General features: G+C 45.2%; 1 protein-coding gene and 2 pseudogenes. 1 reads left to right on the top strand and 2 read right to left on the bottom strand.

What is annotated here, in order from left to right; all coding sequences use genetic code 11:
• The coding region (locus MF4642_RS17455) for an IS3 family transposase (protein WP_413772799.1) at positions 1-115 on the top strand (115 nt) is incomplete at its 5' end.
• 38 nt (positions 116-153) lie between these two features.
• Here the strand turns inward: MF4642_RS17455 and istB are convergent.
• Positions 154-498, bottom strand: a pseudogene (istB, locus tag MF4642_RS16510) (IS21-like element ISAba8 family helper ATPase IstB); the annotation flags it as partial.
• A pseudogene (gene istA / locus MF4642_RS16505) lies at positions 498-986 on the bottom strand (IS21-like element ISAba8 family transposase); the annotation flags it as partial. The pseudogenes istA and istB, both read right to left, overlap by 1 nt.
• Positions 987-1,110 lie beyond the last annotated feature (124 nt).

Raw genomic sequence — 1,110 nt, 5'->3', positions numbered from 1 at the left:
CTGGGTATATTGGTTCAATAAAAAGCGTGTACACAGTGCACTGGGTTATGTATCGCCTTTTGAGTTTGAAGCAATGTACTATGATAAGATTAACCCGTTAGGTCAGGTGGCCTAACTTAAATAAAAAAGTCTCCGACAAACCCGGTACGGTTCAGTTTTTCCTACTCCGCTAGCCCCGAGAAACACCACATTTTCTGCTCTAGCAATAAAGCTCAGATTGAACAGTTCAATCACCTGTGATTTAGGGGCCCCTAGGGCATAATTAAAATCATAGTCTTCCAGGGTTTTGACTTGAGGCAGGCCTGAGAGTTTCATCAGTACCTGCTGGCTGCGCTGTTGCCTGGCAGCATATTCATGCGTCAAGATCGCTTCAACAAAGTCGGCATAACTTCCATCCTGACCTAATGTTTGTTGCGCATGATGTGACCATTGTGATGCGATGGCAGGCAGATTGAGCTTTTGGCAAAGCTGCTCTATACGGTCGTATTGCAGATTCATCAGGAAACTCCTAGCAACTGCTCATATACCGATAAGGGATGCTGCAAACTCTCGTAGGGCATGACATGCTCTGCTGCTGCAACAGGTACAGTGCCAGAACCCGTATCTGATTGCGGTAATGGCGTAAATTTTTGCTGCTCCTGTTGCAGTCGAACAGCCGGTTTTTCTTGTGTGGTGGCATGAATCCGCTGATTGGCGGTTTCATGCAGCCACCGGCCAATGTGGGCATTGGCGACATCAACATCTAACAGTAAACCCGAAGTCTTCAGGCTTGCTTTCAATGGCACAATAAAGCTTGATTTGAGGTATCCATTAAAGCGTTCAACTTTGCCTTTGGTCTGTGCACGGTAGGGCTTACATACGCGAGGACGAAAGCTGTATTTCTTGGCGCAGTCGAGCAGTTTGGGGTTCCATTTATGCTGCCCCTCCTGATAGGCATCCCGTTCAATCATGATCGTTTTAGCGTTATCAAACAGGATTTCCTGAGGGCAGAGTAAAACTTGAAGTGCGACATAAACCACCTAATTAATTTAAAAGGTTTATGGAGTATATAAAATTGTCATACCATCATCTTAACTTTGAAGATCGTACTGCATTAATGCTTGAGTCAAG

Source organism: Acinetobacter sp. MF4642, from assembly GCF_002018925.1.
GTDB classification, from domain to species: domain Bacteria; phylum Pseudomonadota; class Gammaproteobacteria; order Pseudomonadales; family Moraxellaceae; genus Acinetobacter; species Acinetobacter johnsonii.
Note: the sequence above shows the minus strand (reverse complement) of the source record. Positions and strands in the feature narration are given on the sequence as shown.